22 protein-coding genes are annotated in these 26,863 nt (G+C 71.1%); 15 read left to right on the top strand and 7 right to left on the bottom strand.

Annotated elements, in window-relative coordinates; all coding sequences use genetic code 11:
- Window positions 1–41 precede the first annotated feature (41 nt).
- The 6 genes from ACFWBQ_RS05495 to ACFWBQ_RS05520 all read left to right on the top strand — a co-directional run bounded on the left by ACFWBQ_RS05495 (window position 42) and on the right by ACFWBQ_RS05520 (window position 6,852).
- Window positions 42–1,319: a phosphoribosyltransferase family protein gene (locus ACFWBQ_RS05495; RefSeq protein ID WP_385484230.1), complete on the top strand. Its 1,278-nt coding sequence runs from the start codon at window positions 42–44 to the stop codon at window positions 1,317–1,319.
- A gap of 462 nt (window positions 1,320–1,781) precedes the next feature.
- Window positions 1,782–3,305 (top strand): sugar ABC transporter ATP-binding protein, encoded by a 1,524-nt coding sequence (locus ACFWBQ_RS05500; RefSeq protein WP_385484233.1) that lies wholly within the window; start codon window positions 1,782–1,784, stop codon window positions 3,303–3,305.
- Complete coding sequence (locus tag ACFWBQ_RS05505) at window positions 3,302–4,342, top strand: ABC transporter permease (protein ID WP_385484236.1); 1,041 nt, start codon at window positions 3,302–3,304, stop codon at window positions 4,340–4,342. Before ACFWBQ_RS05500 ends, ACFWBQ_RS05505 begins: the two co-directional genes overlap by 4 nt.
- Window positions 4,339–5,391, top strand: a complete 1,053-nt coding sequence (locus ACFWBQ_RS05510; RefSeq protein WP_385484239.1) for an ABC transporter permease — start codon at window positions 4,339–4,341, stop codon at window positions 5,389–5,391. The genes ACFWBQ_RS05505 and ACFWBQ_RS05510 overlap by 4 nt, the downstream gene beginning before the upstream one ends.
- Before the next feature lie 43 nt (window positions 5,392–5,434).
- On the top strand, window positions 5,435–6,520 hold the full coding sequence (rhaS, locus tag ACFWBQ_RS05515; RefSeq protein WP_385484243.1) for a rhamnose ABC transporter substrate-binding protein: 1,086 nt from the start codon (window positions 5,435–5,437) through the stop codon (window positions 6,518–6,520).
- 17 nt (window positions 6,521–6,537) lie between these two features.
- Entirely contained in the window at window positions 6,538–6,852 is a 315-nt protein-coding gene (locus tag ACFWBQ_RS05520) for an L-rhamnose mutarotase (RefSeq protein ID WP_385484246.1), read from the top strand.
- Between the two features lie 80 nt (window positions 6,853–6,932).
- Here the strand turns inward: ACFWBQ_RS05520 and ACFWBQ_RS05525 are convergent, their stop codons facing one another.
- From ACFWBQ_RS05525 to ACFWBQ_RS05540, 4 genes are all read right to left on the bottom strand, one after another.
- Window positions 6,933–7,376 carry a DUF1772 domain-containing protein gene (locus tag ACFWBQ_RS05525; protein WP_385484249.1) on the bottom strand — a complete coding sequence of 148 codons (444 nt, stop codon included), beginning with the start codon at window positions 7,374–7,376 and terminating at the stop codon, window positions 6,933–6,935.
- 264 nt (window positions 7,377–7,640) lie between these two features.
- Window positions 7,641–9,236 (bottom strand): von Willebrand factor type A domain-containing protein, encoded by a 1,596-nt coding sequence (locus tag ACFWBQ_RS05530; RefSeq protein WP_385485013.1) that lies wholly within the window; start codon window positions 9,234–9,236, stop codon window positions 7,641–7,643.
- 137 nt (window positions 9,237–9,373) lie between these two features.
- A complete protein-coding gene (locus ACFWBQ_RS05535; protein ID WP_385484252.1) occupies window positions 9,374–10,261 on the bottom strand; it encodes an ABC transporter permease in 888 nt (295 codons plus the stop codon).
- Entirely contained in the window at window positions 10,258–12,909 is a 2,652-nt protein-coding gene (locus ACFWBQ_RS05540) for an alpha/beta fold hydrolase (protein WP_385484255.1), read from the bottom strand. Before ACFWBQ_RS05540 ends, ACFWBQ_RS05535 begins: the two co-directional genes overlap by 4 nt.
- Window positions 12,910–13,040: 131 nt before the next feature.
- On the opposite strand from ACFWBQ_RS05540, the gene ACFWBQ_RS05545 reads away from it, so the two are divergent.
- Window positions 13,041–13,460, top strand: coding sequence for a GNAT family N-acetyltransferase (locus ACFWBQ_RS05545; protein ID WP_385484258.1), 420 nt, complete (start codon window positions 13,041–13,043; stop codon window positions 13,458–13,460).
- Window positions 13,461–13,546: 86 nt separating this feature from the next.
- Here ACFWBQ_RS05545 and ACFWBQ_RS05550 read toward each other — a convergent pair whose 3' ends face one another.
- Window positions 13,547–14,878, bottom strand: coding sequence for a condensation domain-containing protein (locus ACFWBQ_RS05550; protein WP_385484261.1), 1,332 nt, complete (start codon window positions 14,876–14,878; stop codon window positions 13,547–13,549).
- Between the two features lie 92 nt (window positions 14,879–14,970).
- Here ACFWBQ_RS05550 and ACFWBQ_RS05555 point away from each other — a divergent pair, with 92 nt between their 5' ends.
- Window positions 14,971–15,609 (top strand): maleylpyruvate isomerase N-terminal domain-containing protein, encoded by a 639-nt coding sequence (locus ACFWBQ_RS05555; protein ID WP_385484264.1) that lies wholly within the window; start codon window positions 14,971–14,973, stop codon window positions 15,607–15,609.
- A gap of 13 nt (window positions 15,610–15,622) precedes the next feature.
- Here ACFWBQ_RS05555 and ACFWBQ_RS05560 read toward each other — a convergent pair whose 3' ends face one another.
- Complete coding sequence (locus tag ACFWBQ_RS05560) at window positions 15,623–17,038, bottom strand: aldehyde dehydrogenase family protein (protein ID WP_385484267.1); 1,416 nt, start codon at window positions 17,036–17,038, stop codon at window positions 15,623–15,625.
- Entirely contained in the window at window positions 17,035–18,279 is a 1,245-nt protein-coding gene (locus ACFWBQ_RS05565; RefSeq protein ID WP_385484270.1) for a cytochrome P450, read from the bottom strand. The genes ACFWBQ_RS05560 and ACFWBQ_RS05565 overlap by 4 nt, the downstream gene beginning before the upstream one ends.
- A 948-nt stretch (window positions 18,280–19,227) precedes the next feature.
- Here ACFWBQ_RS05565 and ACFWBQ_RS05570 point away from each other — a divergent pair.
- From ACFWBQ_RS05570 to mdlC, 7 genes are read left to right on the top strand one after another with little or no spacing between them, the layout of a single operon-like run.
- Window positions 19,228–20,598: a Rieske 2Fe-2S domain-containing protein gene (locus ACFWBQ_RS05570; RefSeq protein ID WP_385484273.1), complete on the top strand. Its 1,371-nt coding sequence runs from the start codon at window positions 19,228–19,230 to the stop codon at window positions 20,596–20,598.
- On the top strand, window positions 20,598–21,182 hold the full coding sequence (locus tag ACFWBQ_RS05575; protein ID WP_385484276.1) for an aromatic-ring-hydroxylating dioxygenase subunit beta: 585 nt from the start codon (window positions 20,598–20,600) through the stop codon (window positions 21,180–21,182). Before ACFWBQ_RS05570 ends, ACFWBQ_RS05575 begins: the two co-directional genes overlap by 1 nt.
- Window positions 21,183–21,196: 14 nt before the next feature.
- Entirely contained in the window at window positions 21,197–21,466 is a 270-nt protein-coding gene (locus tag ACFWBQ_RS05580; protein ID WP_385484279.1) for a hypothetical protein, read from the top strand.
- On the top strand, window positions 21,463–22,323 hold the full coding sequence (locus ACFWBQ_RS05585; protein ID WP_385484282.1) for an FAD binding domain-containing protein: 861 nt from the start codon (window positions 21,463–21,465) through the stop codon (window positions 22,321–22,323). Before ACFWBQ_RS05580 ends, ACFWBQ_RS05585 begins: the two co-directional genes overlap by 4 nt.
- Window positions 22,320–22,817 carry a (2Fe-2S)-binding protein gene (locus tag ACFWBQ_RS05590; protein WP_385484285.1) on the top strand — a complete coding sequence of 166 codons (498 nt, stop codon included), beginning with the start codon at window positions 22,320–22,322 and terminating at the stop codon, window positions 22,815–22,817. Before ACFWBQ_RS05585 ends, ACFWBQ_RS05590 begins: the two co-directional genes overlap by 4 nt.
- Entirely contained in the window at window positions 22,798–25,155 is a 2,358-nt protein-coding gene (locus tag ACFWBQ_RS05595; protein WP_385484288.1) for a xanthine dehydrogenase family protein molybdopterin-binding subunit, read from the top strand. Before ACFWBQ_RS05590 ends, ACFWBQ_RS05595 begins: the two co-directional genes overlap by 20 nt.
- A complete protein-coding gene (gene mdlC, locus ACFWBQ_RS05600; protein WP_385484291.1) occupies window positions 25,148–26,731 on the top strand; it encodes a benzoylformate decarboxylase in 1,584 nt (527 codons plus the stop codon). Before ACFWBQ_RS05595 ends, mdlC begins: the two co-directional genes overlap by 8 nt.
- Window positions 26,732–26,863 lie beyond the last annotated feature (132 nt).

A 26,863-nucleotide genomic window follows, 5' to 3' on the forward strand; every position in this document is an offset into this window, starting at 1 on the left:
TGTTCGTAGTTCCGGTCCTCCCTCCTTGGAGGTGAACCACCGTGCTGTTCACCGACCGCACGGACGCCGGGCGGCGACTCGCCCAGGCACTCGGGCACCTGGAGAGGCGCCGGCCCGTCGTCCTCGGACTGCCCCGTGGTGGAGTCCCTGTGGCGTTCGAGGTGGCGCAGTCCCTCGGCGCTCCGCTCGATGTGATCGTGGTCCGCAAACTGGGGGTCCCCTACCACCCGGAGCTGGGCTTCGGTGCCATCGGCGAGGGCGGGGTCCGTGTCATCAGCGACGAGATAGTCCGGCACGCCGGGGTCCGGGAGAAGGACCTCGTTTCGGTCGAGCGCGCCGAGGAGGCGGAGCTCGTACGGCGGGCGCGGACGTACCGGGACGGCCGGCCGCGCCTCCCGATCGAGGGCCGGACGGTGATCGTGGTGGACGACGGGGTCGCCACCGGCGCGACCGCCAGGGCGGCGTGCCAGGTGGTACGGGCACAGGGCGCCGCCCATGTCGTACTGGCCGTTCCCGTGGCATCGCCGGATGTGGCCCGCCGGCTGCGCTCCGAGGTGGACGAGGTCGTGTGCCTGTCCACGCCTCAGCTCTTCTCCGCTGTCGGTGAGTGGTACCGGGACTTCTCCCAGACCTCCGACGAGGAGGTCGTCTCCCTGCTGGCACGGGCCCCCCAGGGCCGCGGCACCGCCTCCGAGCAGGTCGAGGTGGACGCGGGCGGCATCGGGCTCGCCGGGGACCTCGTACTCCCGGAGGGCAGCGCGGCGGTCGTCGTGTTCGCCCACGGCTCCGGCAGCAGCCGCCACAGTCCACGCAACCGCTCCGTGGCCACGGCCCTGAACCGGGCGGGCCTCGGCACCCTGCTCTTCGACCTCCTCACGCCGGGGGAGGAAACGTACCGGGCCAATGTCTTCGACATCGGGCTGCTGGCCGGGAGGCTGGCGGGCGCCACCCAGTGGCTGCGGCACCGGGTGTCCCTGCCGGTCGGCTCCTTCGGAGCGAGCACCGGGGCCGCGGCGGCCCTGCGGGCCGCTGCCGCGGCCGACTCCGGCATCGGTGCCGTGGTCTCCCGCGGCGGGCGCCCCGACCTCGCCGGGGCGGACCTCTCCGGGGTAAGGGCGCCGACGCTGTTCATCGTGGGCGGCAACGACACCACGGTGATCGACCTGAACCGGCAGGCGCAGGCGGCGCTGTCCTGCGAGAACCGTCTGGAGATCGTCCCGGGCGCCACGCACCTGTTCGAGGAGCCGGGCGCCCTGGGCCAGGTCGCGGATCTGGCCCAGGAATGGTTCACCACACATCTGGTGCCGCAGGACGGTTAGGCCGGGCCCCGCCGGTGCCGGACGGGGATCACCCGCAGCGGCGCGCCCTGTTCCCGGCCGGCACGGCCTGTCCGGCCCGACGGTGCGGACGGCATGTCCGGCCGACGTGTGTACCGGCGCGGTGCCGGGGCAATGAAACCGTGCGCCCGACAACGATGCCATCCGCGAGCCGCCACCGGGTGCGACGTGCAGTCGGAACACCTGGTGCACGCGCGCAGGAGGAGCGACGCGTGACCGCTATGTGAATCGATTCAGAGTCACGGAACTTAGCCGTTGACCTCGAAGACTGTCAAGAGTTCTCCCCATTCACCCTATTCGGGCCGCACATCGCCCCTCACGCATGAATTTCTCGCCATCAACCCATTGACTGTGCCCGCAATCCCCGTTTAGCTTCCGAGCAAACCTCATTGAAACCTTTCACGGCGAGTGGAGCGACACAGTCCCACCGCTGGAGGAGCTCCCATGAACCAGTCCGCCCCGGACCCGGCCCCGGTCCTGGCCCTGAAGGGCGTGAGCAAGTCCTTCGGTGCCGTACGGGCCCTGCAGGACGTGTCCCTGCAGTTGTTCCCCGGCGAGGCACACGCACTCGCCGGGGAGAACGGCGCAGGCAAGTCGACGCTGATCAAGGCCCTCGCCGGGGTGCACCGTCCGGACAGCGGCGAGGTGCTGCTCGACGGGCGGCCCGTCGTCTTCCACGGCCCCGCCGACGCCCGTGACGCCGGCATCGCGGTCATCTACCAGGAGCCGACGCTCTTCCCCGATCTGTCGATCGCCGAGAACATCTTCATGGGCCGCCAGCCGCGGCGCAGCCTGGGCCGCATCGACCGCAAGGCCGTGCACGCCACCACTGCGGGGCTGATGCGCCGGCTCGGCGTCGATCTGGCCCCCGACCGGCCGGCCCGGGGACTGTCGATCGCCGACCAGCAGATCGTCGAGATCGCCAAGGCCCTCTCCTTCGACGCCCGCATCCTGATCATGGACGAGCCGACCGCCGCCCTGACCGGCAGCGAGACGGCCCGGCTCTTCTCCGTCGTGCAGACGCTGCGCGCCGAGGGCGCGGCGGTGCTGTTCATCTCGCACCGCCTCGATGAAATCTTCGAGCTGTGCCAGCGCGTCACGACCCTGCGCGACGGCCGGTGGATCTCCTCCGAGCCGCTGGAAGGACTGACCGAGGACGACCTGGTGCACAGGATGGTCGGCCGTGACCTCGACGACCTCTACCCGAAGCAGGTCGCCGAGGTCGGCGAGGTCGCCCTGTCCGTGCACCGGCTGACCCGCGAGGGCGTCTTCCGCGATGTGTCCTTCGACGTCCGCCGCGGCGAGATCGTCGCACTCGCCGGGCTCGTCGGCGCCGGGCGTACCGAGGTCGCACAGGCCGTCTTCGGTGTCGACCGTGCCGACGCGGGCGAGGTGAAGGTGGGCGACGCCGTACTGCGGCCCGGTTCGCCGACCGCCGCGATGGCCGCCGGGATCGCGCTCGTCCCCGAGGACCGGCGCCAGCGCGGGCTGGTCATGGATATGTCGATCGAGCGCAACATCGGCCTCACGGGCCTGGACGAGGTCCGTCAGCGCGGGCTCGTCAGCCGGGCCCTGGAGCACGACCGGGCCGCCGACTGGGCCGTGCGCCTCCAGCTGAAGTACAACCGGCTGGCCGACACGGTGGGTGTGCTGTCCGGCGGCAACCAGCAGAAGGTCGTGCTGGCCAAATGGCTGGCGACCGGCCCCGCCGTACTGATCGTCGACGAGCCGACCCGCGGCATCGATGTCGGTACCAAGGCCGAGGTGCACCGTCTGCTGTCCTCGCTCGCGGCGGACGGCCTCGCCGTGCTGATGATCTCCTCCGACCTGCCGGAGGTGATCGGCATGGCCGACCGGGTGCTCGTGATGCACGAGGGCCGGCTCGTCGCCGAGATCCCGCGCGAGAGCGCCACCGAGGAGTCGGTCATGGCGGCGGCCACCGGACGCAATGAGAGGGCAGCGGCATGACCACCACCATTGAGAGTCCTCCGGACACGGCGAAGTCTCCCGAGCGGAGTGCTTCCTCGCTCGTGGACACGGTCTTCCGGGCCCGCGAGATCTCCATCGCCGGGGCGCTGGTCCTGCTGATCCTCGGCACCTACCTGGCCAACCCGCGCTTCCTGTCCGACCAGGGCATCAAGGACCTGCTGCTCAACGCCTCGATCCTGGTACTGCTCGCGGTCGGCCAGTCCGCCGTCGTGATCACCCGCAACATCGACCTGTCGGTCGGCTCCGTCGTCGGTCTCTCCGCCTTCGCCTGCGGCAAGTTCGTCGCGGGAAGCGACCACGGCGTGCTGACCGTGATGCTGCTCGGCATCGCCATCGGTGTGGTCTGCGGACTGATCTCCGGCGCCCTCGTCAGCTTCGGCAAGGTCCCCGCGCTCGTCGTCACCCTGGGCATGCTCTACATCATCCAGGGCGTCGACTACTGGTGGGCGCAGGGCGACCAGATCAGCGCCGGCGATGTGCCGGAGGCCGTCCTGGGGCTGGGCAGCGGCAGCGTCCTCGGGGTGCCGTACCTCCCGCTGATCGCCCTCGTCCTGCTCGCGGTGACCGCGTACTTCCTGCGCAGCTACCGCTCCGGTCGTGAGCTGTACGCGATCGGGTCGAGCCCCGAGGCCGCCCGTCTCGCCGGCATCCCGATCCGCCGCCGGGTGCTCGCCGCGTACGCCTTCTCCGGAGCCGTCGCCGGCTTCGCCGGAGCCCTGTGGCTGGCCCGCTTCGGCACCGTCGTCGCGGACAACGCGCACGGCTGGGAACTGACCGTCGTCAGCGCCGTCGTCGTCGGCGGGGTCGCCATCACCGGCGGCACCGGCAGCGTCTGGGGCGCCGCACTCGGTGCCCTGCTGCTCACCACCATCGGCAGCGTCCTGGTCGTGCTGAAGGTGGACTCCTTCTGGCAGGGCGCCATCACCGGTGCGCTCCTCCTGCTGGCCATCAGCGTCGACCGGATCGTGAACCTGCGGATGACCGCCGCACTGAGGAAGAGGAGCGCCCGTTCATGACCACGGCGCCTGACACACAGGGCACGAAGAAGACGCCCCGGCCCCCGGCCGGCTCCCTGCGGAGCCTGGCCCTGCGCTGGGACACCGCCGTCGGCGTCCTGCTGGTGGCCGTCCTCGTCGTCGGTCTGGGCAGCACGCAGGGCTTCGGCTCGAGCGAGAACCTGGCGTTCGCCCTCAACGACATCGCCGAAGTCGCCATCATCGCCCTCCCGATGACCCTCCTGGTCGTCGCCGGGCAGGTCGACCTGTCGGTCGCCTCCATGCTGGGCCTGGGCAGTGCGCTGACCGGTGCACTGTGGGAGGCGGGCTGGGCCTTCGAGACGATCGTGCCGGTGGTGCTCCTGGTGGGCGTCGCCGGAGGTCTGCTCAACGGCTGGCTGGTCACCAGGGTGGGGCTGCCGTCCCTGGCCGTCACCATCGGCACCCTCGCGCTCTACCGGGGCCTCGCCTCGGTGGCACTCGGCAGCGACGCGGTGACCGACTTCCCGCAGACGTACGCCGACTGGGCCGTCGACACCACGACCGTGCCCGGCACCTTCCTCACCTACCCGGTCCTGCTCTTCGTCGTGCTGGCCGCGGTCACCGCGGTGGTGCTGCACGCCACCGGCCTGGGCCGCTCGCTCTTCGCGATCGGCGCCCAGGAGGAGGCCGCGTACTTCTCCGGCATCCGGGTCAAGCGGATCAAGCTGCTCCTCTTCGTCGTGACCGGGCTGTTCTCCGCCTTCGCGGGTGTCATCTTCACCCTCAGGTACGGAAGTGCCCGTGCGGACAACGGACTCGGCTTCGAGATGCTCGTCATCGCGTCCGTGCTGCTCGGCGGCATCGACTTCGACGGCGGAAAGGGCACGCTCTTCGGAGCGGTCGCCGGTGTCCTGCTGATCGGTGTCCTGAAGAACCTGCTCACCCTCAACGACATCGCCAACGAGGTGCAGGTCATCGTGACCGGCCTGCTGCTCGTGGCGTCCGTCCTCACCCCACGGGTCATCGCCACCGTCGTCGAACGACGGCACAGGCGGGCCGCGCACACCCCTGCACCCCAGTCGCCATAACCGCTCTTTCCCCCCGTACCTCTCCGAAAGGCACAACGCCGCCATGATGCTCCGCAATGCCGCTGGGCGCCGCGCCGTCGCGACCGCCGCCACCGCCGTCTCCCTCGCGCTCGCCCTCACCGCCTGTTCCGGCACCACGAAGGACAGCAAGGACACCGGTACCGAGAAGGCCGGCAGCTCCGCGAAGGCCGACCCGAACGCGCCGTTGAAGAAGGGCCTGAAGATCGCCTTCCTGCCCAAGCAGATCAACAACCCGTACGAGAAGATCGTCGACGACGCGGGCATCGCCGCGGCGAAGGAGTACGGCGGCACGGGCAAGGAGGTCGGCCCGTCCGACGCCAGCGCCTCCTCGCAGGTCAGTTACATCAACACGCTGATCCAGCAGCGCCAGGACGCGATCCTGGTCGCGGCGAACGACCCCAACGCGGTGTGCGGCCCGCTCAAGCAGGCCATGAAGAAGGACATCAAGGTCGTCGCGTACGACTCCGACACGGCGAAGGACTGCCGTCAGCTCTTCATCAACCAGGCCAGCTCCGAGCAGATCGGCCGCAGCCTGGTCCAGCACCTCGGCGAGCAGCTGAACTACAAGGGCAAGGTCGCGATCCTCTCGGCCACGCAGAACGCGACCAACCAGAACACCTGGATCGAGTTCATGAAGGAGGAGCTCAAGCTCCCCAAGTACAAGGACATGGAGCTGGTCAAGGTCGCGTACGGCGACGACGCGGACCAGAAGTCGTTCCAGCAGACGCAGGGTCTCATGCAGGCCTACCCCGACCTCAAGGGCATCATCTCGCCCACGACGGTCGGCATCGCCGCCGCGGCACGCTACCTGAGCGACTCCTCGTACCAGGGCAAGGTCGTGCTCAACGGTCTGGGGACGCCGAACCAGATGCGCCCGTACGTCAAGGACGGCACCGTCGAGCAGTTCTCGCTGTGGAACCCGGAGGAGCTCGGCTACCTCGGCTCGTACGCCGCCGCCGCCCTGGCGTCGGGGCAGATCACCGGCGCGGAGGGCGAGAAGTTCAAGGCGGGCAAGCTCGGCGACTACACGATCGGCAAGGACGGCGAGGTCATCCTCGGCGAGCCGACGGTCTTCGACTCCAAGAACATCGACCAGTTCAACTTCTGAGCGCGGGAGCCGGCTTCATGCAGCGTGTCTGCTTTCTGCTGAAGGTCCGCGAGGACCGCAAGGACGAGTACCGCGAGCGGCACGCCGCGGTGTGGCCGGAGATGCTCGCCGCACTGTCCGAGTCCGGGTGGCGCAACTACTCGCTCTTCCTGCGCGAGGACGGACTGCTCGTCGGCTACCTGGAGACGGAGGACTTCGACGCGGCACGTGAGGCAATGGCCGCGACCGAGGTCAACGACCGGTGGCAGCGGGAGATGGCGGAGTTCTTCGAGCAGCCCGAGGCGCCGGACGAGGCGATGGCCCCGCTGACGGAGGTCTTCCACCTCGCCTAGAGGGTGTGCGAAGGGCCGGGTCCCCCGTTTCGGGGCCCGGCCCTCGGCATGTCCGGCCGGTCAGTACGCGGGCCGGCCGGTTACAGGGCGGCGACCGTCAGCAGGGTGAAGGCGGCGAGCGAGAACGCGGTCCGGGCCTGGTGGAGGCTGTTCCAGCGGGACTCGAACGCGGTGCGGGCCGCACTGTCGTCGCCGCCCTCCGCCCCGGCGAGCGCCGTGTTCAGCGGGATGTTCCCGGCGACCGTGATCAGGTGGCCGACGACGGCGCACAGGAGCGCGCCGAGGACCGTCGGCCAGTCGGACGTCCCCGCGATGAGCGCGGCGGCGGGGAAGACGATCACCCCTGCGAAGAGGACGAGGAAGGCCGCCCCGGGCACCTTCTCGTTGAAGCGGCGCATCGCGGAGGCGAACTGATCGTCCGGCAGGGCCGCGAGGCCGGGCATGATCGCGATCAGGAACGTCAGCATGAAGCCGGCATAGAGGCCGGCGGTGAGCACGGCGGCCAGCAGGAGCACGAAGGACATGGGGCTCATGATGGCGCGGGCGCGGGGTTCGCACAGCGGTTTCTGCACGTCCGTGCGAGCCGCGCGGAGGGCTCTCACAGTCACGTGAGCCACGCCGGTGACTCGCACAGTCATGTGAGCGACGCGGGTGGCTTTCTCAGTCACGTGAGCCACGCGGGTGGCTCGCACAGTCACGTGAGCCACGCGGGTGACTCGCACAGTCATGCGAGCCACCCGGCGAACCACGGCCGGGGACCGCACCTCCGTGCGGGCCCCGGCCGGCGGTCAGCCGAGCTCGCCCTCGCCCTCGCCGCCGGTCGGCTTCTCCTCGTCGCCGCTCCTGATCCTGTCCGCCTGTTCGATCGCCGTCGCGAGCTTCGCCACCGAACTGTCCTCGGTGCTGTCCGCCAGCTTCCCCGCCCGGGTGGCGAGTTCGGCGAGCGTGGGGGTGCCCGGCAGGTCGCCGCCGCGCAGCACGTCCGCGAAGTACGCGGCCACCGCCGTCACCTGGAGCCGTGGGCTGTCACCGCCCCAGAGCTTGCCGTCGATCGCGCCGGTCTCCACCGAACCGGTCTCCTCCTGCGCCTTCCGCGTCTTCGGGTCCAGCCAGCGCACCGTCGCCGTCGCCACGTGCCCGGAGGCGCCGTCGCGCAGGCGTACGGCGTAGAGCGCCGTCACGGTGTGGCCGGGGCCCACCTCGCCGCCGTCGACGCTGTCGTCGCGGAAGTCGTCGTCGGCGACCTTGCGGTTCTCGTAGCCGATGAGCCTGAACTGCTGGACGGTCTTGCGGTCGAAGGCCACCTGGGCCTTGGCGTCGCGTGCCCGCAGCTCGACATGGGCGGGCAGCTGGTCGACGAAGACCTTCCTGGCCTGGGTCTCGTCGCCGACGTAAGTGGTGTTGCCGTCGCCCTTGTTGGTGAGGCGTTCCATCAGCGCGTCGCCGTAGTCGCTGCCGACCCCGACGCCGAACAGCGTGATGCCGTATTCCTTGCGTGCGTCGCCGATCCGTTCCAGGATCGCGTCGGCGTCGGTCTCTCCGGTGTTGGCGAGCGCGTCGGAGAGCAGGACGACCCGGTTGTTGGCACCCTTGCGGTGGCCCTTGACCGCCTCGTCGTAGCCCCGCTCCACGCCGGCTGCCACATTGGTGGAGTCCGCGGGTTCCAGCTCGTCGACGGCGTCCCGGATCTTGGTGCGGTTGCCCCCGAGCCGGGTCATCCCCAGCCGGGTCTCCGCCTCCCCGCTGAAGGTGACCAGGGAGACGGAGTCGTCGTCGCGCAGTTCGTCGGTGAGGATGCCCAGCGACTTCTTCGCCAGGTCGAGACGGCCCGGCTCGGCCATCGACCCGGAGATGTCGACGACGAAGGTCAGTGCGGCGGGCGGGCGTTCGCCGGCGTCGGTGGCGGCACCGGTCGCCAGGCCGACCCGTACGAGTGACCAGTCATTGGCCCCGGCGCCGACCGCCGCGCCGTCGACGTTCACCGAGAAACCGTTGCCCTTCGGCCGCTCGTAGCCCTGCCGGAAGCTGTTGACGAACTCCTCCGGCCGGACGGTCTCCGCTGCGGGCAGCTTCCCGTCACCGAGCAGACGGCGCGCGTAGCCGTAACTGGCGGTGTCCACGTCCAGGGCGAAGGTCGACAGGTAGTCGGGCGGCGCGATCTCACGCGTATCGCCGTCCTCCTTGCGCTGCGCACCGTCCTCCTGCTGCTCCGGTGCGGCGGACGGCGCGGCGGGCGCGGGCTGCCCGCCACGCGGTCCGCCGGTACCGCTGCTCCGGTCCGCAGAGGTGTCGCTGGTCGAACCGCCGCCGCAGCCGGTCAGCAGCATCCCGCCCGCCAACAGCAGAACCAGCGCACCCCGATGAGTCCTTGTCCGGCGTTCCATCCGTACCCCCCACGTCGTCGACATCTGTGAATGGGACGTACGGGGCGCCTGTCAGGATCAGACGAACGTGTTGCGGATCCGTCTCGATGCGGCAACAGCGTGCGATTGCGGGGCGGAACGTCAAGGTCACGTCAAGGTCAGGACACGATGTCCTTACGACTGAACCCCCGGAAGGCGAACGCGAACAGAATCAGGGCATACGTCACCGAGACCGCCGCGCCCTTCGTCATCCCGCTCCATTCGAGGTCGGGCTGGAGCGCGTCGGCCCAGGCGAACTGCCAGTGCGCGGGCAGGAAGTCCCGCCAGGAACCGAGCGCGGTGACCGCGTCCAGCACGTTGCCGACGATGGTCAGCCCGACCGCGCCGCCGACCGCGCCGAGCGGCGCGTCGGTCTTGGTCGACAGCCAGAACGCCAGGCCCGCGGTGACGAGTTGGGAGACGAAGATGAACCCGACGACGAGCGCGAGGCGCGGCACGGTGTCGGCGGTGGCGAGTGCGCCGCCGGTGGGCAGCTGGAGCGGCCCCCAGCCGTAGGCGGCGGCTCCCGCGGCCAGTGCGACGACCGGCAGCAGCACCATCGCGGCCAGGCTGAAGCCGAGCGCCACGACGAGCTTGCTCCACAGCAGCCTGGAGCGGGGTACGGGTGCGGCCAGCAGGTAGCGCAGCGAGGACCAGCTCGCCTCGGAGGCAACGGTGTCCCCGCAGAACAGCGCCACCGGCACCACCAGCAGGAAGCCGGCGGAGACGAACAGGCAGGTCGCGGCGAAGTTCGCCGCGGACTCGGTGGCGACGTCCATCAGGTTGATCCGCGAGCCGCCTCCGCCGCCGCCCCCTTCGCCGCCCGGAGTGCCGCCGATCGCGAAGGCGATGATCAGGATGAACGGCAGGGCGGCCAGCACCCCGCCCATGAGCAGGGTGCGGCGCCTGCGGAGCTGCCGCATCGCTTCGACGCGCAGGGGCAGGGTGCGGCGGGCGTGGTAGCCGGGGGCTTCGGCCGGGCCCCGGACGTCGGTGGCGGAGCTCATGCGGATCCTCCGGAGATGAGGGTGAGGAAGGCGTCCTCCAGGCGGCGGTGCGGCCCGACACCTGTCACCGGCACGTCGAGACGGACCAGGTCGGCGACCAGCTGGGCCGCTGTGGCGCCGTCGAGGCGGACCAGCAGCCCGTGTCCGTCGTCCACGCGGACGGCGGAGCCGATGCCGGGCAGGGCTGCCACCTTGTCCACGAGGGGTTCGGCGACCTCGTCCGCGGTGGTGACGAGCAGCATGTCTCCGGATCCGGTGATCTCGGCGACGGGGCCGGCCTGGACGAGCCGGCCACGGTCCATGACCACGAGGTGGGTGCAGGACTGTTCGACCTCGGAGAGGAGGTGGCTGGAGACGATGACGGTGCGGCCCCCGGCCGCGTACCGGATCATCACGTCCCGCATCTCACGGATCTGGGGCGGGTCGAGGCCGTTGGTCGGTTCGTCGAGGATGAGCAGGTCCGGCATGCCGAGCATGGCCTGGGCGATGGCGAGCCGCTGCCTCATGCCCTGCGAGTACGTGCGCACGGCGCGGGCCAGGGCGTCGCCGAGCCCGGCGATCTCCAGGGCCTCGTCGATGTGCGAGTCCTCGGAGGGCCGTCCGGTCGCCTGCCAGTACAGCTCCAGGTTGGCGCGGCCCGACAGGTGCGGCAGGAATCCGGCGCCCTCGACGAAGGACCCGACCCGCGACAGCACGGGCGCCCCGGGCCGGATCGCGTGCCCGAAGACCCGGATCTCTCCGGCGTCGGGCGTGATGAGCCCCATCAGCATGCGCAGGGTGGTGGTCTTGCCGGCACCGTTCGGTCCGAGGAGGCCGAGGACCTGCCCCTTCTCGACCCGGAAGCCGAGGTCGCGCACGGCGTACCGGTCGGAGGACTTGGCGTACTTCTTGGACAGGTCCGTGATCTGCAGCGGTACGCCCTCGAGTGCAGGATCGGGTGCGGGGGTCGCCGTGCGCCTGCGCGCGGTGAGCAGGAGTACGGCCGCGATGACCACGGCCGCGACGGGGAGACCCCACGTCCACCAGGGCAGGGTGGCCGCCGCGGTCCTGACGGCAGGAGCGGTGGGGACGGTCATCGGCCCGTCGAGGGAGACGGTGTACGTGGCCGGCTCGGCGGGCGACGCGTAGCCGAGGTCGGTCGCGGAGAGGACGAGCCGGAGCCGGTGCCCGGAGTCGACTTCGTAGTCGATGGCGGGCAGGGTCAGCTCGACCGCCTTCCCCTGCTCCCCGGGGGCGATCCGGTAGGGGGTGACGAGCTGGTTGGGCAGCACCTGCTGCTTGCCGTCCGGCGAGACGTCGTACACCTTCCCGAACAGCACGGCGTCGCCCCGGTCCGCCTTCACGCTCACGCGGACGGTGGGTGAGCCGGTGACGCGGAGGGACGTGTCCAGCGGCGCGGAGTCGAAGCGCGCGTACTGCCCGGGGAAGTCGAGGGAGAGACCGACGCCGAGGGAGGAGAACTGGGAGAGTCCGCCGCCGATGCCGGGGAGGGCCGAGACGGAGGGCGGGTTGGCCCCTGCCGGGTTACGGAAGGTCTGGGTCCGCCGCTCTCCGAGGGCGATCTGCTCGCCGCCGCCGACCAGGCCCGGGTAGGTGTCACCGTCCGCGCCGCGCTTGAGGGCCGCCCCGTCGGTGGAGTCGATTCCTCCGGTCCGGGTGACGCGGAAGGCGGGGCCGGTGTCGGCGCCCTTGTCGTCCTTCAGGTACCGGTCGAACCACGCACCGATCCTGCTCTCGACGCGATCGCCCTCCATGTCGCCGCCGTCGTGGCCGCCCGAGATCCAGTCGACGGACACGGGGGCGCCGTTGTCGCTGATGGCCTCGGCCATGGCGTCGGCCTGGCCGAGCGGGAAGAGGGAGTCGCTCTGGCCCTGCACGATGAGTGCGGGCACGTCGATGCGGTCGGCCACGGCGACGGGGGAACGTTCCTTCAGGAGCTCACGCGCGGCCGCGTCCGGTGTGCCGCTGACGGCGACCCGCTCGTACATCTCGCACAGGTGCTTCTCGAACTTCTGGCAGCCGCCGCCGGTGGTGACGAAGATCCCGGCCCAGAGCTTCTTGAACACTCCGTCCGGGAACAGTGCGTCGGCCAGGTTCCAGTAGGAGATCACCGGGGCGATGGCGTCGACCCGTTTGTCGTACCCGGCGGCGAGCAGCGACACCGCGCCACCGTACGACGCGCCCGTGACGCCGACCCGCGGGTCGCCCTTCGCGTCGAGCTCCACCTCGGGCCTGCCCGCCAGCCAGTCGATGAGCCCCGAGACGTCCTTCACCTCGCCGTCGGGGGCGTTGAGCGTGATCTCCCCGCTGGTCCTCCCGAACCCGCGGGCCGACCAGGTCATGACGGCGTACCCGTCGGCGGCCAGCTTCTCGGCCTGGGCACGCACATCGTCCTTGCTGCCGCCGAAGCCGTGCCCGATGAGGACAGCGGGCCTGCGCCGAGAACCCCCGGTCGTGAAGTACGAGGTGTCGACGGACACCCCGTTCATCCGCATCATCCGGTCCTCGCGGTGCACGGACGGCACACTGTCGTCGGCAACGGCGGTCCAGGTACCGGCGCCCGCGAGCACGGCGAGCGCGGCAACGACCGCGGCCCACCGGCCTCGGGTACGGGGCAGCCGCCGCCACCGGGAAGTCGGTTTCTCCATGACTCGACCCTAAAGGCCACGCGCCCGGCCCCGGGGTGCCGCCAGGGTGAAGTGCCTCGCATCCCTGAGAGGTACAGCAGGACCGCACCGTACTCCGTACGTGGTACACCACCGTCACGAAGGGCCCGTCCATGGACATCCGCCGCGCCACCACCACCACAGAACTACTCGGGGCCTCGCACCTGTACGACGGTCCCGCGACCCCGACGTGGGCGGCCCGCTTCCTGGCCGCGAGCGGTCACCTGATGCTGATCGCGTACGTGGACGGGGTCCCGGCGGGGTTCGTCTCCGGCATCGAGATGCTGCACCCGGACAAGGGCACGGAGATGTGCCTGTACGAGCTCGCGGTCGACGAGCCCTACCGCCGCCGCGGCATCGGCCGGGCACTGACCGAAGCCCTGGCGGCCGAGGCGCGGCGGCGTGGCTGCTACGGGATGTGGGTGGGCGTGGAACGCGACAACGAGGCGGCGCTGGCCGCCTATCGCTCGGCGGGAGCGGGGGACGACGGTGTGTTCGCGATGCGGACCTGGGAGTTCGGCGCCGGGTCCTGAGCATCCCGGTGCGTGGCGGTCCCGCACACCGCCGATTCCGAACTCCCCCGACCGGCAGCGGCCTCCGGCCGGGCGCCCCCGTCCCGTCAGCGGGACGGAGCCGTCCGGAAGATCGCCGGTGCGTCGGTCACCGGGGCGTCGGGGTGGTCGTGGACGAAGCGCACCGTTTCCTCGAAGTCGGCGGCGATCCGCGCCACGAGCGACGCGTCGACCGGCGGCGAGACATACCGCAGACCGGCGTCCACCTTGTCCTGGCCGAGCGTGAAGGAGAGCAGCAGGACCGGCCCGCCGTTCTCACAGGCGGCCTCCTCGGACAGGGGGACCTCGGCGACCAGCACCGGGGCCTGCTGCATCGAGAGATCCGGCGTCGCCGCGTACATTCCGTTCAGTTCGACCTCCCACGCGCCGAGCTGCCCGGCACGCCAGCCCGGGGTGCGGCCGGTGCGGGCGCAGACCTCCTCGAACGGCAGCTTCGCGAAGTGCTCGGTGCGGTGACGCAGGAGGTCCCGTCGCCGGCGCACCGCGTCGGTGACGGTGGGTACACCCGCGTGGTCCACCACGTCGACCACGTAACTGCGCAGCAGACCCTGCACGTCGAAGCCGCCCGACCGGTGCCGGCCGCTGTGGATGACACCGAAGTTCACGGGGTGGCCGTCCTCCCGGCGGAAGTAGAGCGCGGCGCAGGCGGCGAGCACTTCGAACTGGGTGCACCCCTGGGCCCGCGTGACCTCCGCCAGGGCTGCCGTGCTCAGGGATTCGAGCGACCAGTAGTGGAAGCCGACGGCCACGTCCCGCGCGTCGAGCTTCTCCTCGATCATCCAGGAGGGCAGCGCGGGTGACCCCTCGTCGAGGAGCCGCACCCAGTCCTCGTACACCTCGTCCAGTCCCTCGGCGAGCATCGCCTCGTAGTACGAGGAGAACTGCTCCACATCGGCCGGTTTGGCGCCTTCGCCGTCGTACTCCCGGCGGATCTGGTCGAAGACCATCTCGGCCGAGACGCCATCGCTGCTGACATGGTTGAAGACGCAGACCACCAGGGTCTCCTCCTCCGGCCCGTGCCCGGCGAGCACCTGCACGGCCAGCGGCCGGGGCACCGTCCACCAGTCGTCCAGCGCGCCCACCAGCTGCGCGGTGGTCGCGGGTGTGCCGTCCCAGGTCACGGACCGCAGGGCAGGCCCGGTGATCTCGCCGGGCTCGCGCACCACCTGCATCGGTGCGCCGTCGACGAGCTCGACCGCGGTGCGCAGGCTGTCGTGCAGAGCGACGACCCGGTCGACGGACTGGGCCAGCCGTTCCAGGTCCAGCCGGGCGCGCACCACATACGCGGCGAAGAGCCGCTTGGCCGGCACGCACGTCGTGTCCGCGACGATGAAGTCGTGGTAGACGGCCTGGCCGGCTGTCAACTGTCGGACGATCATGGCGAGTTCAACTCCTGGTGATGGCATGGTTGAGGAAGGGTCACAACGTCCAGCGCCCCTCGGCGCCGTCCACGGAAAGCGGTGAAACCGCCATGGCCGACATCCGGAGCCTCACGCTGGAGACCTCGGGCACCGTCCTCACTCTCCTGCGCGATCCTCAGCTGAGGCGGGCCTGGTCCGCCGGCAGCGCGCTGCCCCGGTTCTCCGTCGGCGGTCTCGCCGGTCACTTGGCCGCGCAGGTGTTCCAGGTGGAACAGGTGCTCGTGGAGCCACCGGGAACGGGCCCGCTCCTGACGCCGGTCGAGCACTACGGCCGGGCCGCGTGGATCGGGGCCGGGCTCGACGCCCCCGTGAACGTCGGCGTCCGGGAAGCCGGGGAGCGACTGGCCGAGGGAGGACCGGACGAGCTCGCGAAGGCGGTGGCCGCCTCGCTCGGCAGGCTGCGCGAGCGGCTGCCCGCCGAGCCCGCCGACCGGATCGTGACCATCGCGTGGACCGGATGGCGGCTGACGCTCGATGACTTCCTCCTCACGCGGCTGGTCGAAATGGCGGTGCACACCGACGATCTGGCGGTCAGTGCCCCGGTGGCGGCGCCCGGGGTCCCGGACGCCGCCACCGATCTCGTGCTGGCCCTGCTGGCGCGCGTCGCGGCCCATCGGCACGGACGGCTCGCCGTGCTGCGCGCCTTCAGCCGCGCCGACCGTGCCGGTGGGCCGGTCACGGCCCTGTGATCGCGAAGGGCGGTCAGCCGTAGCGCTGGGTCACATGCTTGATGCGGGTGTACTCCTCCAGCCCGAACACGGACAGGTCCTTGCCGTGGCCCGATTGCTTGAACCCTCCGTGCGGCATCTCGGTGGGGAAAATGAGGTGGGTGTTGACCCAGACGACACCGAAGTCGAGCCGGGCGGTCAGCCGCAGTGCCGTCGCGTGGTCGGTGGTCCAGACCGAGGAAGCCAGGCCGTGCACCACGGAGTTGGCGAGCCGCACCGCCTCCGCCTCGGAGGTGAACGGCTGGACGGTGATGACCGGGCCGAAGATCTCCTCGGTGCTGATGCGGTCGTCGCCGCGCACCCCGGCCACCACCGTGGGGGCGAAGAAGTACCCGGAGGTACCGACCCGGGCACCCCCGGTGACGATCCGGGCGTGATCGGGCAGTGTCTCCAGGAAGCTGCTGACGCGCTCCAGCTGGGCCGCGTTGTTGAGGGGTCCGTACAGCGCGCCCTCGTCGTCGGGGCTGCCGGGGCGGACGGCGGCGACCGCTGCTTCGAGCCGTGCGAGGAGCTCGTCGTGCACCTCCGCGGCGACCAGGACCCGGGAGGCCGCCGTGCAGTCCTGCCCGGCGTTGCTCAGGGCTCCGGTGACGATGCCCTGCACCACCTCGTCGAGATCCGCGTCGGCGAAGACCACGACGGGGGTCTTGCCGCCGAGTTCCAGCTGGGTACGTTTCAGGCCCGCCGCGGCGGTGGTGGCCACATCCACGCCGGTGGCGATCGAGCCGGTCAGCGACACGGCCGCCGGGACCGGGTGGGCCGCCATCAGCCGACCGGTCTCCGGGCCGCCGCAGATGACGTTGAGCACGCCGGGCGGCAGGAACTCCGCCGCGATCTCCGCGAACAGCAGCGCCGTCGCGGGAGTCGTCTCCGCAGGCTTGAGCACGACGGTGTTGCCGGCCGCCAGTGCGGGTGCCGATTTCATCGCGGCCATCATCATCGGGTAGTTCCAGGGAGCCAGCTGGGCGCACACCCCGATCGGCTCTCTGCGTACGTAGGAGGTGTGGCCGGCGACGTACTCGCCGGCGCCGAGTCCGCCCAGGGTGCGTGCCGCCCCGGCGAAGAACCGCAGCTGGTCGCCGGCGAGGCCTATCTCGTTGCCCGCGGCGCGGCTGCCGGTCTGCTGCAGTTCCGCGGCGCGGAGTTCGGGCAGCCGCTCCTGGAGGGCGTCGGCCAGACCCAGCAGCAGGAGCTGGCGCTCCGCCGGTGTGGTGGTGCGCCAGCGGTCGAAGGCGGCGTCGGCGGCGCGCATCGCCGCGTCCACCGTGGCCGCGTCCGAGGACGGGGCGGTGGCGAAGGCCTCGGAGGTGACCGGGTCGATCAGCTCGCTGTACGCGCTGTCGCCCGCGTCCGAGGACTTGCCGTCGACGAAGTTCGCGAGCCGCTTCATGCCGCCACCAGCAGGCTCTGGAACCCGTGGAATCCGAGATTGTTGTTCCAGTCCATGGTCTGCGGCAGCACCCGCAGCTTCGGGAAGCGGCTGTACAGGCTCGCCATCGCGATCCGGGTGGTCTGGCGGACCAGCGGGTCACCGAAGCACAGGTGCCGGCCGGCTCCGAAGGTCAGGTGGCGGTTGGGGGCCGGCCGGGTCAGCTGGAGCGAGTCGGCGTCGGGGAACCGTTGCTCGTCGCGGTTGGCCGAGGCCACGTAGAGCAGCATCGGACGCTTTGCCCTGACGGTGCAGACGTCTCCGCGGGCGTCGGTGAAGTTGAAGTCCTCCCGGGCGATCCGGCCGACGAACTGCACGGGGGTGCAGAAGCGCAGGATCTCCTCGACAGCGTTGTCAACGGTGTCCTTGTCGAGCAGGAGCCGACGGTCCGACTGCGGCTGATTCTCCATGGCGTGGACGCCGTTGCCCACGAGGTAGCGGATGGACGCCACACCCGCAAAGAGCAGCAGCGCCGCCTGGGACACGACGTCCTCCTCGCTGAGGCGGTGACCGTGCACCTCGGTGGTGCGCAGTGTGTGGAGTAACCCGTTGCTGCGGGCCGCCGCGGCCACCACATCGGGTGCCGACAGGAACTCCACCAGTTCCTTGGTGCTCTGCCGGGTGCGGTGCACGTGCTCGATGGAGACCTGGGTGGAGCCGAAGAGGTGCGCGATGTCGTCGGTCCAGCGCGTCAGTTCGGCGTGCGCCTCCAACGGCACCCCGAGCACGTCGGCGATCACCATCGCGGGGAGCGGGAAGGCGACCTCCTTCATGAGGTCGAAGCCCGTGGGATCGACCCCGTCCAGCAGCCGGTCGACGATGGACTGGATGCGGGGCTCCAGCAGTTCGTCGCTGAACGGCACGTAGCTGCGGTTGGCCTGCCGGCGAAGCTTGGTGTGGCTCTGGCCGTCGTGGAAGGCGAGCCAGCGTTCGAAGACGCCGACCATGTCCTGCACGGCATCGCGCTGGTCCTGCGGCAGGAACCACAACGGCACCGCGGCACGGGCGTTGGACAGGCGCTCGTCGGTCATCAGCGAGAGGTTGTCGGCGTAGCTGAAGAACAGCCACGTCCCGCCGAATATCTTGTCGGAGTAGTAGGAAGGCGACTCCGCTCTCATCCGGGTGTAAAAGGGGAACGGGTCCGGTATGTACTTGTCCTCGTTGTGCGTGAATTCGTCGGCGGGCAGTGCTTCTGCAGTCACTTCGGCTCCCGGTTGCGAGCGGGCGCCCGTGCGGGCGCGACTGATGATCGCGGCGTCGTGCGGCGCCGGCGCCGAGGAAGGGCGGCGGGCCGGCCGCAGAGCTGTTCCGATGTACGACGGTGGGCGGATTCGTCCTCGACGGACAGGATTTCTTTTCGTGTTCCGGGGGGCGCACATCGTTTTCCGGAGGTCCGGCGAAAGGGCCGCAGGAAGATTGGCTCATAGGGGCATAAAGGGCGGGTCCGTCACGGGCAGTTGGACCCCTGCCCACCAATCAGTTCCGTGCAGATTCAAACAGCGACGCCCATCGGTCCACAACCCCGCACCGCAAGTATTTCCGATCAACGAGGGGTTCACCGTGCCCCCTCACCCCCCTTCCGGGTCTCTTTTCCTCGCAATTCCCGCAGGTGGGTGCCGCCCCCTCCGGGGCCACGGGTCGCCCGACGGAGAACCAGCAGGGGTCCGGCATGCGGGACACCTCCGGTCACCCCGGAAAGGGCATGCGACATTCCGGATAGCGCGCCGGCCGGCGGCGCCGGGGCCGATCCGCCGCCGGGGCGCGGCGGACGCGGAAGACTCCGGCGGAAAGTCGATCATTGTTCGTCCAGCTCACACGGCAGGAAGGGCCGATGATCACCACGACCCGTCCGCTGCCCGTCCGCATTCCAGGTTTACGCGATCTTCGGAGTGGAGAGGTTATCGATCATCACATGGGCCCCATGGGACTCTTCTGACACCTAGTTGATTTCATCTTGTGATGCTGTAACATCCGGGTCGGATCTTGTCGCCGCATCGCCACAACGGCGAATGCGTCCATGTATGGCGCCACCCCTTCACGGTGTTCCGGACACGGCTTCTGCCGTCCGGTCGAATATCCGAACGCGTTCGTGAACGCGCCGGAATTACGCGTGGGCCACGTCTTTTTGACAGTACTCCCGGGAGTCGCGCATGTCTGCCGCCGAAGGCTGGGAGAAAACCCAGCAGCCCTATCGGATGGATCGCCGGATATTCTTCGACGAGGAGTGCCTGGAGCGGGAACTGGAGCTGGTCTTCGCGCCGTCCTGGCAGTTCGTCGCGTTCGAGTCCGAGCTCCCGGACCGGGGCGACTACGTGGTCCGCCGGATGGGCCGCGACAGTGTCATCGTGACGCGGGACGAGCAGGGCAGGATGGCCGTCCTGCTCAACTCCTGCAATCACCGCGGCACTCAGCTGTGCCGGGCGACATTCGGCAACTCAGCTCATTTCAGGTGTAGTTACCACGGCTGGACCTATGCGAACGACGGCCGACTGGTCGGCGTACCGCATCTGCGCAGCGCCTACCCCCCGGAGTTCGACAAGTCGTTGTACGACCTGTCCACCGCCCGGGTGGCCACCTACCGCGGCTTCGTCTTCGCCACCTGGTCCCAGGACGGCCCCGCCCTGGCGGAGTACCTCGGCGACTTCCTCTGGTACCTCGACGCGATGCTGGACCAGGCCGGCGGCGAGTGGGAGGTGTACGGACCCCCGCAGCGCGTGATCGCGAAGGGCAACTGGAAGGTGCCCACCGACAACTTCGCCGGCGACGGCTACCACATGGGCACCACCCACCAGGCGGCGTTCGAGCAGGGCGTGTACGGGAACTCGCTGGCCAGCGGCACGCTGGGCCGCAAGGAGCTCGAACTGATCGGGATCAACGTGACCACCGGCCACGGTCACAGCCTGCGCGCGGGCTACGTGGTGGGCAAGGGGGAACGTGAGGTCAACACCGACGTCTCCGAGCCGGTCTACCTCGGATACCCGCAGGAGATGTGGCCCGGGTTCACCGCCGGGCAGACCCGGGAGCAGATCCGCTTCAACTCCCGTTGCGAGGTGCTGCACGGGGCGGTCTTCCCGAACATGGCCTACCTCAGCGTGTCGCACGACAAGGCCATCGGCCGTGACGACGACCCGCTGACGAAGTACACGGTGTGGCGCACGCACACACCGGTCGACGCCCGGCACACCGAGTGCCATTACTGGACGCTCGTGCCGAAGGCGATGCCGGAGGAATGGAAGCGCCGCTCGTACGCCTACCAGGCCCGTTCGCAGTCGGCCGGCGGAATGCTCTTCGAGATGGACGACTTCGAGAACTTCGCCCGGATCGACTCCGCGATCAGCGGGCCGGTCTCCGCCAAGGCACCGCTCGACCTGACGCTCGGCCTCGGCCTGGGCGAGCCCGTGCCGGACTTCCCGGGCCCGGGCACCGCCGAGTTCTGCACCCTCTCGGAGCGCAACCAGCGTGCCTTCTACCGGCGTTGGGGCGAGCTGATGGGATACGACGGGTTGATGGGAGACGCATGATGAGCAAGGCCACCGCGCCCGCCGCCGGGCCGCCCGCCGAGGAAGAGGGCTACGAACGGCAGCCCTTCCCCGCGCGCGGCACCCGCCGGAGGGACCTGGCCGGTGCCGTCAACGAGTTCTACGTCGACGAGGCCGCGGCCCTCGACGAGGGCCGCGTGGACGACTGGCTGGAGATGCTCGCGCCCGGTTTCATCTACCAGGTGCCCGTTCCCCTGCTGCGCGAGGACCCTCATCTCGCCCGGTACAGCGACCGCGCCATGCTCTTCGAGGCGACGAAGCACATCATGGCCATGAAGCTGGGCCGTACCGAGACCTATTACGCATGGGCGGACCGGCCCGGCGCCAATGTCCGCCACCTTGTCGGCGGCGTCCGGGTGTTCGACACCGACCGGCCCGGCGACCTGCGCGTCGACAGCAACGTCATCGCGTGCCGCAACCGCGGCGTGGACGAGTCGGCCCTGGTCAGCGCGGGCCGCCAGGACGTCCTGCGGCACCTCGGCGACGAGAGGTTCCTGCTGCTGCGACGACGGGTCCTGCTCGACGCGGAAGTCGCCGACCATCAGCAGCTGTCCATCATCCTCTGAGCGGAGTACGGCACATGAGCGGGCTGGCCTGGGCCGACGGTGAGCGGGAGGAGGAGGTGCTGTGCCGGATCGTGTGCGAGTCGTCGGCCGTCACCGTCCTCGCCGCCCCCACCGGCAACGGAAGACGTCTGAAACTCGTATCCGAACGGTCCGGTGCCACGGTGCTGCTGGACGCCACCGTGCTCGACGCACTCTGCCATCTGACGCCGGCGGACGCGGTCGAACTCGTGCGGCGGCGCACCGAGGGCGATGACGGCGCCCCGACGGAACGGGGGCGGCCATGAAACCCGCCGCCTTCGACTACCACCGTCCGGACACGGTGGAGGACGTGCTCGGCCTGCTCACCGGGGGCGCACCGGATGTCGCGCTGCTCGCCGGCGGACAGTCCCTGGTCCGGCTCATGAACCTGCGCACGGTCCGCCCCTCGGTCGTGGTCGACATCAACCGCGTCGCCGGCCTCGGCCATGTCACCGCCACCGCCGATGCTCTGCGGATCGGTCCCATGGTCCGCCTGCACCGGATCGAGCACGACCCGCTGGTGCGCGAGCGGCTGCCCGTGCTGGCCAGGGCCGCCGCGCTCGTCGGCCATCCCCAGATCCGCAGCCGCGCCACGATCGGTGGCTCGCTCTGCCACGGCGACCCCGCGGCCGAACTGCCCACGCTGGCCGTCGCGCTCGGCGCCCGGCTGCGGCTGCGCTCGGCGGACGGCGAACGCACCGTCGCGGCCGAGGAGTTCTACCACCGGCCGTACACGACCGTCCGCCGGCCGTCCGAACTGCTCACCGACATCGAGATTCCGGTGCCGTCCGGCGTCGTCCGCCATGTGGAGGAGATCTCCCGCCGGACCAACGACCTGCCGCTCGTGGTCGTCTGCGTGGCGCTGGGCCTGGCCGGCGGCACCGTGGCCACGGCCCGGATCGCCGCGGGCGGGGTCGCGCCGACGCCCGTACGGCTCACCGCCGCGGAGCACGCCCTCACCGGCCTGGCTCCCGGAGCGCCGCTGGACGCGGTGCTGGCGGCTGCGGCCGAGGAGGCCGACCCCCTGGACGTACCGCACGCACCACCGGGACTGCGCCGTGCGTTGCTGCGCACCGCGCTCAGGCGTGCGCTCGTCCGGCTCACACCCTCGGAGGGCCGATGAATACCTGGGACATCAGCGTGACCGTCAACGGCTCGGCCCGCCGGGGGGCGGTCGAGCCCCGCACGCTGCTGAGCGACTTTCTCCGCCACCACCTGCGGCTCACCGGCACCCATGTGGGCTGCGAACAGGGTGCCTGCGGCTCCTGCACCGTGCTGCTCGACGGATCCCCCGTCCGCTCCTGCCTCATGTTCGCGGTGCAGGCCGACGGGCAGAGCGTGGAGACGGTCGAAGGGCTCACCGAGGGCGCGGAACTCACCGGGCTCCAACAGGCCATGATTGCCGAGCACGGCCTCCAGTGCGGCTTCTGCACGCCCGGCATCCTGATGACCCTGACGGCGGCGGACCGTGCCAGGCTGACCGCCGAGGAGGCCGCCGGCCCCCAGCTGGGTGGCCATACCTGCCGGTGCACCGGTTACGCGGGCATCCGGGCCGCGGTAAACAGCCACTGGTCGCAGCGCGACGGAAGGAGCTCCGATGAGCCCGCACCCCGCTGAACCGTATGTCGGCCGGTCCGTTCCCAGGCCGCAGGACCCCCGGCTGCTGCGGGGTGAGGGGCGGTACGTCGACGACGTCGAGGAGGGCGGCGCGCGGCACGCGGCCTTCGTGCGCAGCCCGGTGGCACACGGACGGCTCACCCGGTTCGACGCGACCGCCGTCCTCGCCGAGGGCCTCGCGGAACTGGTGCTCGGCCCGGATCAGCTCGCGGAGCTGGCCGACTCGCTGCCGGGCAAGTGGCTGCTGCCCGGCCAGTACCCCGCCGGTATCCAGGTGGCGGCGACGACCGCGCGCTATGTCGGGCAGCCCCTGGGCGTCGTCGTCGCGGCCACGCGCGCCCTCGCCGAGGACGCCGCCGAACGGGTCGAGCTGGCCTTCGAGGAGCTGCCGCCCGTCCCGGACGCCGTGGCAGCCACGGCGCCCGGCGCCCCGCTGCTGTATCCGGAGCACGGCAGCAATGTCGCCGGCCGGATCCACTTCGGCGACCCGGCCGATGCCCTGGAGGCCGCCATCGCCGCCGCGCCCCATGTGGTGGAGCGCGAGCTGGGCATCCAGCGCGTCGCGCACAGCCCCCTGGAGCCACGCGGCCTGCTCGCCGAATGGATCCCCGGCATCGACGAGCTGACGGTGTGGACGAGCAGCCAGTCGCCGCAGGGCGTCCGCCACGAGCTGGCCGCGAGTCTGCGGCTGCGTGTCGACCAGGTGCGCCTCGTCGCGGGCGACGTGGGCGGGTCCTTCGGCGGCAAGAACGTGCTGTACGTCGACGAGGTGATGGTCTGCGCCGCCGCCATCGTGCTGGGCGGCCGGGTCAAGTGGATCGAGGACCGGCGGGAGAACCTGCTCGCCGCCTACCAGGGCCGGGGCCAGCGGGCCCGGGCCCGGCTCGCCCTCGACGCCGACGGCCGGTTCCTGGCCCTGCACGCCGAGGTCACCGGCGATCTCGGGGCCTTCGCCACCCAGGCGGGCAGCGGCCCGTTCCAGGTGACGGGCCTGACGGTGGAGGGGCCGTACCGCTTCCCGGCGGCGGGTTCCACCGTGTCCGCCGTCTACACCAGCCTCGTCCCCACGGGCGCGTACCGGGGCTACGGGATGCAGGAGGCGGCGTGGATCAGGGAACGGCTGATCGACGAGGCGGCCCGCGAACTCGGCATCGATGCCGTCGAGTTGCGGCTGCGCAACCTCGTCGCACCCCAGGACATGCCGTACACGACACGCACCTCCCTCACCTACGACTCCGGTGACTACCCGGCGGCGCTCCGCCGGGTGGCGGAGCTCGCCGAGGCCCACCGCGCCCCGGAGCCCGGCGCGGACAGCCGGGTCCGCCGCGGGGTCGGCCTGGCGTGCGGGGTCGAGATCACCGGCTTCGCACCGAGTGCGTTGCTGGAGGCGTTCCAGATCTCCTGGAGCGGCTGGGAGAGCGGCCGTATCCGGGTCAACGAGGACGGCAGCGTCACGGTGACGTCCGGGGTGATGGCCGTGGGGCAGGGCATCGAGACGGCACTCGCCCAGATCGTCGCCGACGAGCTGCGGGTGCCCCTCGACCGGGTCCGCGTCCGGCTGGGCGACACCGCGACATCCACGTACTCCGACCTGTCGTCCCAGGCGAGCCGGTCGGTGGCGCTGGCCGGCGGCGCGCTGGTACAGGCCGGCGCCCGGATGCGGGAACGCATGCGGGGCCTGGCCGCCGGGGCGCTCGGCGCGGCCGATGCGGAGGTGGTCTGGGACGGCGAGGCCTTCTCCGGCGGGCCGGGCGGCAAGCGCCTCACCTGGCGTGAGGTCGCCCACCGGGGCTGGATGGGCTGGGGCCGCCCCGAGGGCGACCGGATCCGCCTGGAGGAGGCGGTCGACTTCGATCCCCCGGCGATCACCTACGCCTACTCGGTGGCCGGCGCCGCGGTGGCAGCGGAACTCGACACCGGCCGGCTCACCGTGGAGGCGTACTGGTCGGTCAATGACAGCGGGGTGCTGGTCAACCCCCAGCTCGCCGACGGGCAGATCACCGGGGCCATCGCGCAGGGGATCGGCATCGCGCTGCTGGAGGAGGTGGTCCACGACGGGGCGAACGGACAGCCGCTGACCACCACCCTGTCCGACTATCTGCTGCCGTCGTCCTCGGACGTGCCTACGCCGCACATCGAGCATCTCCACACCCCCAGCACCGTCATCCCCGGCGGGTTCAAGGGGCTCGGCGAGGGCGGGTGCATCCCGACCCCGGCAGCCATCGGCAACGCGCTCGCCGCCGCGGTTCCCGAGATCGCCGCCCTGACCATGGCGACACCCCTGGCCCCGGCCACCCTGTGGTCGGCCATGGCAAAGGCGGGGCTGACCGATGACTGATCCTGCGCAGCCCCCGGCGACCGTCCGGGAGGCGACACTCGCGGTCCTGCGGGACATGGGGATGACGACCGTCTTCGGCAACCCCGGCTCCACCGAGCTGCCGATGTTCCGCGACCTGCCCCCCGACTTCCGCTACGTCCTCGGCCTCCAGGAGTCCGTCGTGGTGGGGATGGCCGACGGCTACGCCCAGGCGACCCGGCGGGCGGCGCTGGTCAATCTGCACTCGGCGATCGGCGTCGGCCACGCCATGGGCGCCGTGTTCAACGCCTATCGCAACCGCACCCCGCTCGTCGTCACCGCCGGGCAGCAGGCACGCGCGCTGCTGGCGGGCGAGCCGTACCTCTTCTCCGAGGACGCCACTCTGCTGCCCCGGCCGTACGTCAAGTGGAGCCGCGAACCCGCGCGCGCCGAGGACGTCCCGGCGGCGATAGCCCGCGCCTTCCACGTGGCGATGAGCCCGCCCCGGGGTCCGGCCTTCGTGTCGATCCCGGTCGACGACTGGGACCGGCCGGCAGAACCCGTGGCCCCGCACCGCGTCAGCCAGGTCCTCCGGGCGGGCGCCGACGAGATGGCGGAGCTCGCCGAGGCCCTGGCCGGTGCCCGCCGTCCGGTGTTCGTGGCCGGTGCCGCGGTCGACCAGGAAGGCGCCTTCGACGCGACGGTCCGGCTCGCCGAGGCGCACGGGGCCAGGGTCTGGGCGGCACCCATGTCCTCGCGCTGCGCCTTCCCCGAGACGCATCCGCTGTTCGCCGGGTTCCTGCCGCCCACCCGGGAGGGTGTGCTGGAGTGCTTCGCCGACGCCGACCTCGTCCTCGTCCTGGGGGCCCCGGTGTTCACCTACCGCCTCGTCGGCTCCGGCCCCTACGTGCCCGCCGGGGCGAAGGTCTTCCAGCTCACCGACGACCCGCAGCAGGCGGCGTGGACACCGGTGGGCACATCGCTGGTCACCGGCGTGCGTCCCGCGGTGGAGGAACTGCTCGGCCACCCGCCGCACCACCCGCGCCCCGCCCCGGCGCGGCGGCCCCTGCCCGCCCCGGCCGAGGCGGCGGAGCACATCACGGTGGCGTACCTCATGCGCACGCTCGACGTGCAGCGCCCGCCGGACAGCGTCATCGTCGAGGAGGCGCCGAGCAGCAGGCCCGTCATGTGCGAGTACCTGCCCAACCGTGGCCCGGAGAGCTTCTACACCTGTGCCGGCGGCGGCCTCGGGCTGGGGCTGCCCTCCGCGGTCGGGATGCTGCTGGGCCGTCCCGGCCGCCGGGTCGTGGCGGTCATCGGTGACGGCTCGATGATGTATTCCATCCAGGCGCTGTGGTCCGCTTCCCAGCTCGGCAGCGTGCCGATGACCGTGATCGTGGTCAACAACGGCGGGTACTCCACGGTGCACCAGTTCGCCCGAGCGCTCGGGATGGAGAAGCCCGTCGGTGCCGACCTGCCGGGGATCGACTTCGCCGGGCTGGCGCTCGCACAGGGGTGCCGCGGTGCCCGCGTGAGCCGGGCCGCGGCGCTCCCCGCGGCGCTCGCCGAGGCGCTTTCGGCGGACGGGCCGTACCTGCTCGACGTCGTGGTGGGCTGAGTCGAGGGGGGGGGGGGGGCCGGACGGGCCCCCCCCCCCCCCAAACCCGGCCCCCCCCCCCCCCCCCCGGGGGCGGCAAGAACCCCCCAAGCCCCACCCCCGCCGGGCCCCCCCCCCCCCGCGGGGGGGGGG

Origin of the sequence: Streptomyces sp. NPDC060035 (assembly GCF_042736635.1) — a bacterium.
In the GTDB taxonomy this organism is placed as follows: domain Bacteria; phylum Actinomycetota; class Actinomycetes; order Streptomycetales; family Streptomycetaceae; genus Streptomyces.

Excerpts from the sequence above, each read along its gene's own strand:
- ACFWBQ_RS05505 (WP_385484236.1), top strand. The coding sequence starts at position 3,302 with ATGACCACCACCATTGAGAGTCCTCCGGACACGGCGAAGTCTCCCGAG.
- ACFWBQ_RS05580 (WP_385484279.1), top strand. The coding sequence starts at position 21,197 with ATGAGCGGGCTGGCCTGGGCCGACGGTGAGCGGGAGGAGGAGGTGCTG.
- ACFWBQ_RS05545 (WP_385484258.1), top strand. The coding sequence starts at position 13,041 with ATGGACATCCGCCGCGCCACCACCACCACAGAACTACTCGGGGCCTCG.
- ACFWBQ_RS05585 (WP_385484282.1), top strand. The coding sequence starts at position 21,463 with ATGAAACCCGCCGCCTTCGACTACCACCGTCCGGACACGGTGGAGGAC.
- ACFWBQ_RS05560 (WP_385484267.1), bottom strand. The coding sequence starts at position 17,038 with ATGAAGCGGCTCGCGAACTTCGTCGACGGCAAGTCCTCGGACGCGGGC.
- ACFWBQ_RS05540 (WP_385484255.1), bottom strand. The coding sequence starts at position 12,909 with ATGGAGAAACCGACTTCCCGGTGGCGGCGGCTGCCCCGTACCCGAGGC.
- ACFWBQ_RS05510 (WP_385484239.1), top strand. The coding sequence starts at position 4,339 with ATGACCACGGCGCCTGACACACAGGGCACGAAGAAGACGCCCCGGCCC.
- ACFWBQ_RS05535 (WP_385484252.1), bottom strand. The coding sequence starts at position 10,261 with ATGAGCTCCGCCACCGACGTCCGGGGCCCGGCCGAAGCCCCCGGCTAC.
- ACFWBQ_RS05570 (WP_385484273.1), top strand. The coding sequence starts at position 19,228 with ATGTCTGCCGCCGAAGGCTGGGAGAAAACCCAGCAGCCCTATCGGATG.
- ACFWBQ_RS05555 (WP_385484264.1), top strand. The coding sequence starts at position 14,971 with ATGGCCGACATCCGGAGCCTCACGCTGGAGACCTCGGGCACCGTCCTC.
- rhaS (WP_385484243.1), top strand. The coding sequence starts at position 5,435 with ATGATGCTCCGCAATGCCGCTGGGCGCCGCGCCGTCGCGACCGCCGCC.
- ACFWBQ_RS05590 (WP_385484285.1), top strand. The coding sequence starts at position 22,320 with ATGAATACCTGGGACATCAGCGTGACCGTCAACGGCTCGGCCCGCCGG.
- ACFWBQ_RS05595 (WP_385484288.1), top strand. The coding sequence starts at position 22,798 with ATGAGCCCGCACCCCGCTGAACCGTATGTCGGCCGGTCCGTTCCCAGG.
- ACFWBQ_RS05530 (WP_385485013.1), bottom strand. The coding sequence starts at position 9,236 with ATGGAACGCCGGACAAGGACTCATCGGGGTGCGCTGGTTCTGCTGTTG.
- ACFWBQ_RS05500 (WP_385484233.1), top strand. The coding sequence starts at position 1,782 with ATGAACCAGTCCGCCCCGGACCCGGCCCCGGTCCTGGCCCTGAAGGGC.
- ACFWBQ_RS05520 (WP_385484246.1), top strand. The coding sequence starts at position 6,538 with ATGCAGCGTGTCTGCTTTCTGCTGAAGGTCCGCGAGGACCGCAAGGAC.
- ACFWBQ_RS05550 (WP_385484261.1), bottom strand. The coding sequence starts at position 14,878 with ATGATCGTCCGACAGTTGACAGCCGGCCAGGCCGTCTACCACGACTTC.
- mdlC (WP_385484291.1), top strand. The coding sequence starts at position 25,148 with ATGACTGATCCTGCGCAGCCCCCGGCGACCGTCCGGGAGGCGACACTC.
- ACFWBQ_RS05575 (WP_385484276.1), top strand. The coding sequence starts at position 20,598 with ATGAGCAAGGCCACCGCGCCCGCCGCCGGGCCGCCCGCCGAGGAAGAG.
- ACFWBQ_RS05525 (WP_385484249.1), bottom strand. The coding sequence starts at position 7,376 with ATGTCCTTCGTGCTCCTGCTGGCCGCCGTGCTCACCGCCGGCCTCTAT.